This is a genomic window from Streptomyces sp. PA03-1a (assembly GCF_033792805.1).
Taxonomy (GTDB): Bacteria; Actinomycetota; Actinomycetes; order Streptomycetales; family Streptomycetaceae; genus Actinacidiphila.
This window is the reverse complement of sequence record NZ_JARAVO010000339.1, coordinates 1-7,650: the sequence shown is the minus strand read 5'-3', so window position 1 is coordinate 7,650 and position 7,650 is coordinate 1. Positions and strand designations below refer to the sequence as shown.

Sequence of the window (7,650 nt, the reverse complement as noted above, 5' to 3'; positions counted from 1 at the left end):
TCCAGGTCCTGGAGAAGGACATCCGCACCTGGATCCAGACCTGGAACGACGACCCCAAGCCCTTCGTCTGGACGAAAACCGCAGACGAAATCTTCGAACACCTCGCCGGATATCTGAACCGAATCAACGACTCAGGACACTAGATGGCCAATTCCAAGGGATGCCTGCGGGGGGTGTGGGGCGGGCGGCGGCCGAAGCCACCGCGAGACGGTCAGGCGGTGGGCTGCCGCCCCTGGTTGTCGAGGTGGCAGCGGGCGGTCAGTCGTCAGGGTCGACTTCGGGGTGCGTGAACCGCACGGGCTTGCCCAGCGACCGGGCGTAGGCGATTTCGGCTCGGGTGCTGTCTCCGATGTAGTCGCCGACCACGAGCACCTCATCGGCGAGCCGGATCTTCGCCCGGTGCAGATCGTCGAGTCGAACCTTCAGCGCCTCGGCCTCGGCAGGATCGGACCAAAGTTCGTGCGGCGACTTCATGTCGCAGCCCGGTTTGACGACGATCCTTCCGGCTGTGGTCTCCCGCAGATCGGCCTCGTCCATCTCGGTCATGAAGCGGGTGGAGCCGCAGATCACGACGATATGCGGGAGGCTCAACAGCTTCTTCGCGTCGGCGAGCTTCTCCTCGGGGGTGAGCAGTTGCGGGTATGACACCGGTTCCTCCTGGTGGTGCGGTCCAAGGGGTGCCTGCGAAGACGAGAACGAGGGTGTCCAAGATCGTTTCGTCGAACGACGTGGACACCCTCGCGACAGCACTCTATGCGACGGCCGACGACATGCCGAAGGAGCATCCTTCCTCAGGCGGAGCGTGCGAGCGCGTCGCGGTGGACGGCGTGGGCGAGGGGCGCACCGTGGGCGAGACGTTCGATCTCCTCGATCGCGGTGTCGGCGAGCCGGGCCAGCTCGCCGCCGAGCGATCCGGCGACGTGCGGGGTCAGCAGGACGTTCGGCAGATCGTAGAGCGGCGAGTCGGCGGGCAGCGGCTCGGGGTCGGTGACGTCGAGGACGGCGTGCAGCCGGCCGGAGACCAGTTCGGCGGTGAGCGCGGCGGTGTCGACCAGCGAGCCCCGCGAGGTGTTGATCAGCGTGGTCCCGTCCCGCAGCAGCGCCAGGCGCGCGGCGTCGAACAGGTGGCGGGTCTCGGGCAGTTCGGGGGCATGGACGGTGACCACGTCGCCGAGCAGGCACAGTTGGTCCAGCTCCACCGGCTCCGCACCGAGCGCGACCACCTCGCCGGGGTCGAGGTAGGGGTCGTGGACGAGCAGGCGCAGGTCGAAGGGGCGCAGCAGCTCGATGACCCGCCGCCCGATGCGGGAGGCACCGACGACCCCCACGGTACGACGGTAGTTGCCGATGCCGGGGCACACCTCGGAGGGCTCCGGCCGGCGGCGGGCCTCCCGGTAGGCCTGCGCCGAGGCCAGGACGCGCTTGTTGGCGAACAGCACGGCGGCGACGGTGTACTCGGCAACCGGCAGGGCGTTGGCCGCGGCGGCGGTGGAGACCTGGATGCCGCGCCGCCACACGGCGTCGGTGATGTGCTGCTTGACCGATCCGGCGGCGTGGACGACCGCGCGCAGCGCGGGCATGCGGGCCAGCGCCGCCTCGTCCAGCGGCGGGCAGCCCCAGCCGGTGAGCAGCACCTCGGCCTCGGCGAGCGGTTCCGCCACGGCGGGGTCCCCGAAGTCCTCGACGAGCAGGGCGGGGTCGACGCGGGCGACACGGCAGAGCCGTTCGAGCGCCGCGTCGCCGAGGACGGCCTCACGGGTCCCGGCGCTCATGGCCAGGACGGTACGGGGACGGTGGTGCGCGCGGGTCACGTGACGGCTCCCCCTGTGGAGACCTGCGGACAGGTGAGGGCGCCATCATTCGCACGGGACCCGGCGCCGTCAAGGGCGGACCGGGCCTCCCCGGCCCCGGCACGCGCACCGCCGCGGACGCCGCACACGGGGTACCGGACCGGGAGCCGGGCCGGCACCCCCGTCGGGGGTCAGCTGCCCGCGGCGAGCACCGTCTCGTAGCCCGGCAGGACGACATCGCGGATGATCGCGTTCCGCTCGTCGAAGGGGAGGAACGCGCTCTTGAGCGCGTTGACGGTGACCTCGCGCAGGTCCTCCGCCGTCCAGCCCGCCTCGGTGACGAGCAGCTCCATCTCGCGGGTCATGGTGGTCGCCGAGACCAGCCGGTTGTCGGTGTTGAGGGTGACGCGGAAGCCGAGGTCGCGCAGGAGGGTGATGGGGTGCTCGGCGATGGAGGTGGCGGCGCCCGTCTGGAGGTTGGAGGTCGGGCAGACCTCCAGTGCGATGCGGCGGTCGCGTATCCAGCCCGCCAGGCGGCCGAGCTTGCCGTCCACGATGTCCTCGGCGAGGCGGACGCCGTGGCCGATCCGCAGCGCGCCGCAGACCTGCACCGCCTGGTGGATGCTGGGCAGGCCGTGGGCCTCGCCCGCGTGGATGGTGAAGGGCACGTTCTCGCGGCGCAGGTGCTCGAAGGCGGCGAGGTGGTGGGCGGGCGGGAAGCCGTCCTCGGCGCCCGCGATGTCAAAGCCGACGACGCCCGCGTCGCGGTACGCGACGGCGAGGTCGGCCACCTCGCGGCTGCGGTCGGTCATGCGCATCGCGCACAGCAGGGTCCCCACGCGGACCGGCGTGCCCGCGGCGGCGGCCTTCGCCATGCCGGCGGCCAGGCCCTGCTGGACGGTCTCGACGACCTCGGCCAGGGTCAGGCCCCGGTGCACCAGCAGCTCGGGCGCGTAGCGCACCTCGCCGTAGACGACGCCGTCGGCGGCGAGGTCCAGCACGTACTCCTCGGCGACGCGCAGCAGGCCCTCTCGGGTGCCCATCACGGCGATCGTGTGCTCGAAGGTGGCGATGTAGCGGACCAGGTCGCCGGAGTTGGCGGCGTCGTAGTACCAGGCGGCCAGCTCGCCGGGGTCGGTGGCGGGCAGGGTGTGGCCGATCTCCGCGGCCAGTTCGACCAGGGTGGCCGGGCGCAGGCCGCCGTCCAGGTGGTCGTGGAGGACGGCCTTGGGGAGCCGGCGGATCAGGTCGGTGTCGAGGGCGGTCACGCGGTGGGCTCCTGGTCGGTGGGGGCGGTGGCGGCGGGCTGGAGGAGGTCCCAGCGGTTCCCGTAGGGGTCCTGGAAGACGACGACCGAGCCGTACGCCTCGTGGCGGGCCTCCTCCAGGAAGGTCACCCCCGCGGCGCTCATCCGCGCGTGGTCGCCCGCGAAGTCCTCGGTGTGCAGGAAGAAGCCGACCCGTCCGCCGGTCTGGTCGCCGACCCGCGACAGCTCCGCGTCGTTCTTGGCGCGGGCGAGCAGCAGCCCGCTGCCCGCGGCGCCGCCGGGCGGGCGCACGACGACCCACCGGCTGCCGCCGGGGCGCGGCTCGTCCTCGACGAGCTCGAAGCCGAGGGCGCCGGTGTAGAAGGCGATGGCCTCGTCGTAGTCGCGGACGACGAGGGTGACCAGGGCGATACGGGACATGCGCGAACGTTATACGTAACACCACGACCCGGGCAAGGCGCCCCCTCCGGCTGGGAGGGGCGCCTGTCCCTGCCCGGGCGGGGCGGCGGCCGGCCGCCCCGCCCGGGCCCCGGGTGAGCCCGCCTCGGCCTGCCGGACGCGCAGGGCGCGGCGCCGCAGCGCCCGGGCGTGCCGCCGCTCGTCCTCGGCCGACGCCGGCCTGAGCTCCGCCACCGGCCGGGGCCTGCCGTCGGCGCCGGTGGCCACGAAGACCAGGTGCGCCGTGGCGACGTCGGTCACCGGGCCCGGGGTGTCCCAGCGCTCGGCGGTGACGCGGACGCCGACGTCCATCGAGGTGCGGCCCGCGTGCTCCACGACCGCGTGGACGGTGAGCAGGTCACCGGCGTGCGCCGGGTGGAGGTAGGCCATCCCCTCCACGGAGACGGTCACCGCGGGCCCCGAGGCGTGCCGGGCCGCGGCCGCCGCCGCCGCGTCGTCGACGAGCTTCATCACGACCCCGCCGTGGACGGTCCCGTACAGGTTGGTGTCGTGCTCGCTCATGATGTGGGCGAGCGTCACGGCCGAGTCGGCCGGCGTCTTGTACCGCGGGGCCATCCCGCTCACCCCCGCACCCGGCGCGCCGCGGCCACCAGGTTCTCCAGCGCGGCACGGACCTCGCCCGGGGCCCGGGTCTTCAGACCGCAGTCGGGGTTGACCCACAGCCGTTCGGCGGGCAGGGCCCGCAGCGCCCGGTCGATGAGGTCGGAGATCTCCCGTTCCGAGGGGACGCGGGGCGAGTGGATGTCGTACACCCCGGGGCCGGCCTCCCGCCGGTAGCCGGCGGCGGCCAACTCGCCCGCGATCTCCATGTGGGAACGGGCGGCCTCCAGGCTGATGACGTCCGCGTCCAGGGCCTCGATGGCCGGCAGGATCTCCCCGAACTCCGCGTAGCACATGTGGGTGTGGACCTGGGTGTCCGCGCGGACCCCGGACGTGGCGAGGCGGAAGGCCTCGGTGGCCCACTCCAGGTAGCCGGGGCGGGCGGCGGCGCGCAGCGGCAGGCTCTCGCGCAGCGCGGGTTCGTCGACCTGGATGACCGCGGTCCCGGCCGCCTCCAGGTCGGCGACCTCGTCGCGCAGGGCGAGGGCGACCTGGCGGGCGGTGTCGGCGAGCGGCTGGTCGTCGCGGACGAAGAACCAGGCGAGCATCGTGACCGGGCCGGTGAGCATGCCCTTGACGGGCCTGCCGGTGAGCGACTGCGCGTAGGAGGTCCAGCGCAGCGTCATGGGCGCGGGCCGTGACACGTCGCCGACGAGGACCGGCGGCTTGACGTAGCGGCTCCCGTAGGACTGGACCCAGCCGTGCCGGGTGACGAGGAACCCGTCCAGCCGCTCGGCGAAGTACTGCACCATGTCGTTGCGTTCGGGCTCCCCGTGGACGAGGACGTCCAGACCCGCCTTCTCCTGGAACGCGACGACCTCGCGGATCTCGGCGGCGATCCGCTCCTCGTACTGCTGCGCCGTCAGCTTCCCCGCCCGCAGGGCCGCGCGGGCGGCGCGCAGGTCGGCGGTCTGCGGGAACGAGCCGATGGTCGTCGTCGGCAGCGGGGGCAGGCCGAGCCGGTTCCGCTGCGCCGCCGCCCGCTCCCCGTACGGCTGGGGGCGGCGGGCGTCGTCGGGGCCGGCGGCCGCGCAGCGGGCCCGTACGGCGGGGTCGTGGGTGAGGGCGGAGGCGTACGTGAGGCCCGGGCGGCACGGCTCGCGGCCAGTTGCGGGGCGACGGCCTCCCGGCCCTCGGACAGGGCGCGCGCCAGGGTGACGGTCTCGTCGAGCTTCTGCCGGGCGAAGGCGAGCCAGCGCGTGACCTGCAGGTCCAGGGTGCGTTCCCGCGTCAGGTCCAGGGGGACGTGGAGGAGGGAGCAGGAGGGCGCCACGTCGAGGTGGCCGGTCAGGCCCAGCAGGGTGGCCAGGGTGGCGAGCGAGGCCTCCAGGTCGTCGGCCCAGACGTTGCGGCCGTCGACGACCCCGGCGACCAGGCGCTTGCCGGGCAGGCCGCCGAGGGAGGCGAGCGCGTCGAGGTTCGCGGCGGCGGGACCGGTGAAGTCCAGGGCCAGCCCCTCCACGGGGGACTGAGCAAGGACGGGCAGGGCCTCCCCGAGGGCGTCGAAGTAGGTGGCGACCAGCACCTTCGGCCGGTCCGCGGCGAGCGGTGAGTTCGCGGTAGGCGCGGGCGGTGGCGTCGAGCACGGCACGCGGCTGGTCCTGGACCAGTACCGGCTCGTCCAGTTGCACCCATTCCGCGCCCGCGGCCCGCAGGTCCGCCAGGAGGGACGCGTAGACCGGCAGCAGCCGGCCCAGCAGCGCGAGCGGTGTGAAACCGGCGCCGGGCGCGGGCTTGGACAGCAGCAGGAAGCTGACCGGGCCCAGCAGCACCGGACGGGCCGTCAGCCCTTCGCGCCGGGCCTCGGCGTACTGCGCGAGCTGCCCCCGCGGGTCGGGGGCGAAGCCGGTGCCGGGGCCGCTCTCCGGTACCAGGTAGTGGTATTTGGTGTCGAACCACTTGGTCATCTCCAGCGGCGCCAGCTCCGCCGTGCCGCGCGCGGCCGCGAAGTAGGCGTCCAATTCGGTCACCTCGCCCGCGCGGTAGCGCGCGGGAACGGCGCCGACCGCCCAGGCCGTGTCCAGGACGTGGTCGTAGAGCGAGAGGCCGCCGGTCGGGATCTCGGTGATGCCCGCCGCGCGCATCTGGCGCCGGGCGCCCGCCCGGACGGACGCGGCGGTCGCGAGCAGGTCCTCCGCCCCGACGCGGCCCGTCCAGTAGCCCTCGAGGGCCCGCTTGAGCTCCCGGTCGGGGCCCTGGCGCGGGTAGCCGTGGAGGGTTGCACCGATGTGCGTGAGTGCCATGGAACTCTCCCTCGCGAGTTCGCACGGACCCCGGCACGGGACGCCGGCACGGCACACGAAGGCCGCCGCCGACCCGCCCACGAGGTCCCGGTGGAACCGCGCCCCACCGCGGGGCACGGGCAGTGGCAGGTCTCCGGACTCACGGGCACGTCTGCCGGGCAGACACCTACTGGCTGTCGCTTCCCGGGCGCTTGCGCGCCCAGTGCGTATGACGGCGGTCGTTCCCGCTCACCGCTGCGGGGCAGTCCCGGATTCCCACCGGGTTCCCTCTTGCGACGCATCCCGCCTGGCGGACGGGGCGAACCAGCTGCACGCGCCAGCCTACGGGGTGCGCCGCCCGCGGACGGGGAGATCCGCGGACCGGACGTCCCGGTGGGCACGGTGAGCGGCGCCGGGCGCCGCGTGCCGGGGTGGCAGGGCCCTGGATGCGGGTCGGCCCGGGCCGCGACGGAACGGAACCGGCGCACTCGGCCGGTGCCGGTGCGGGCGGCCCCGCGGCGCGGGTGAACCGCGCGGCGGCCTCCTCCAGCCGCGCACGCGGCATGTCACCGGGCACCAGGCGGCCGGCCAGGCCTCCGGCACGACCTTGCGCAGCAGGCAGTGCAAGCGCGGGCCCGCACCGACGGCGACGAGGTCGTCGTCCCGGACGTCCCGGTGGGCGTCGCACACCCCCAACTCGGCCTCCCCCAGGGCCTGGTGGTTCGCGTAAATTGCTTCCATGGGGGCACGGGACGCACAGCACGAACCGATGCGAGGCGGCCGGCGATCGGAAGGGCGGGGCTCGGGCGAGGGCTCCGCGCATCCCCTGGCGCTCCTGCTGGCCGGCGTGGTGTTCCTCGCGGCGGGCGTCTGGCTGCTGACCGCGACGGCCAGGGACACCCTGGACGTGCGCTACGGCGTGCACACGGTGGGGACGGTCCGCGAGGCCCGCGACGCCTCCGGCGACGGCCGGCTGTGGGTGACCTTCACCGTGGCGGGCGCCGAGGTGACCCACCCGCTGCCGCCGGGCACCAACCGCCGCCAGGTGAACCACGGGGACCGGCTCCCCATCGTCTACCGGGCCGACCGTCCCGAGCGGGTCGTCGCCCGCCGTGACGTCGGGCACGGTCCCCTGCTGTTCTGGTCGGGGTTCACCGCGGTGGGACTCGTCCTGGCCGGCTGGTCCGGCCTGGCGCTGCACCGCGCCGGCCGGCGTCGGTCGCGCCCCGCCCCGTGGAAGGCGTGGGTCAGTCGGTGGGGGTGATGTGGCCGTCGCGGAGTTCCAGGACGCGGTCGGCGAGGGCGAGGAGCT

General features: G+C 74.3%; 6 protein-coding genes, 2 pseudogenes and 1 riboswitch. Of the genes and pseudogenes, 2 read left to right on the top strand and 6 right to left on the bottom strand.

Annotation, left to right across the window (positions count from 1 at the left end):
• A pseudogene (locus PV341_RS42050) lies at window positions 1-143 on the top strand (IS630 family transposase); the annotation flags it as partial.
• Window positions 144-258: 115 nt separating this feature from the next.
• Here PV341_RS42050 and PV341_RS42045 read toward each other — a convergent pair.
• The 6 genes and pseudogenes from PV341_RS42045 to metE form a co-directional block, all read right to left on the bottom strand.
• On the bottom strand, window positions 259-648 hold the full coding sequence (locus PV341_RS42045) for a hypothetical protein (protein WP_500360619.1): 390 nt from the start codon (window positions 646-648) through the stop codon (window positions 259-261).
• A 143-nt stretch (window positions 649-791) separates the two neighbouring features.
• Entirely contained in the window at window positions 792-1,772 is a 981-nt protein-coding gene (locus tag PV341_RS42040) for a hydroxyacid dehydrogenase (RefSeq protein WP_500360618.1), read from the bottom strand.
• A gap of 209 nt (window positions 1,773-1,981) precedes the next feature.
• Window positions 1,982-3,058: an adenosine deaminase gene (locus tag PV341_RS42035; RefSeq protein WP_500360617.1), complete on the bottom strand. Its 1,077-nt coding sequence runs from the start codon at window positions 3,056-3,058 to the stop codon at window positions 1,982-1,984.
• On the bottom strand, window positions 3,055-3,477 hold the full coding sequence (locus PV341_RS42030) for a VOC family protein (protein WP_500323069.1): 423 nt from the start codon (window positions 3,475-3,477) through the stop codon (window positions 3,055-3,057). Before PV341_RS42030 ends, PV341_RS42035 begins: the two co-directional genes overlap by 4 nt.
• A 9-nt stretch (window positions 3,478-3,486) precedes the next feature.
• Window positions 3,487-4,071 carry an acyl-CoA thioesterase gene (locus PV341_RS42025; RefSeq protein ID WP_500323068.1) on the bottom strand — a complete coding sequence of 195 codons (585 nt, stop codon included), beginning with the start codon at window positions 4,069-4,071 and terminating at the stop codon, window positions 3,487-3,489.
• Window positions 4,072-4,076: 5 nt separating this feature from the next.
• Window positions 4,077-6,359 (bottom strand): annotated as a pseudogene (gene metE / locus PV341_RS42020) (5-methyltetrahydropteroyltriglutamate--homocysteine S-methyltransferase).
• Between the two features lie 107 nt (window positions 6,360-6,466).
• Window positions 6,467-6,683, bottom strand: a riboswitch (cobalamin riboswitch).
• Between the two features lie 394 nt (window positions 6,684-7,077).
• On the opposite strand from metE, the gene PV341_RS42015 reads away from it, so the two are divergent.
• Window positions 7,078-7,602, top strand: coding sequence for a hypothetical protein (locus PV341_RS42015; RefSeq protein WP_500323067.1), 525 nt, complete (start codon window positions 7,078-7,080; stop codon window positions 7,600-7,602).
• Window positions 7,603-7,650: the final 48 nt, after the last annotated feature.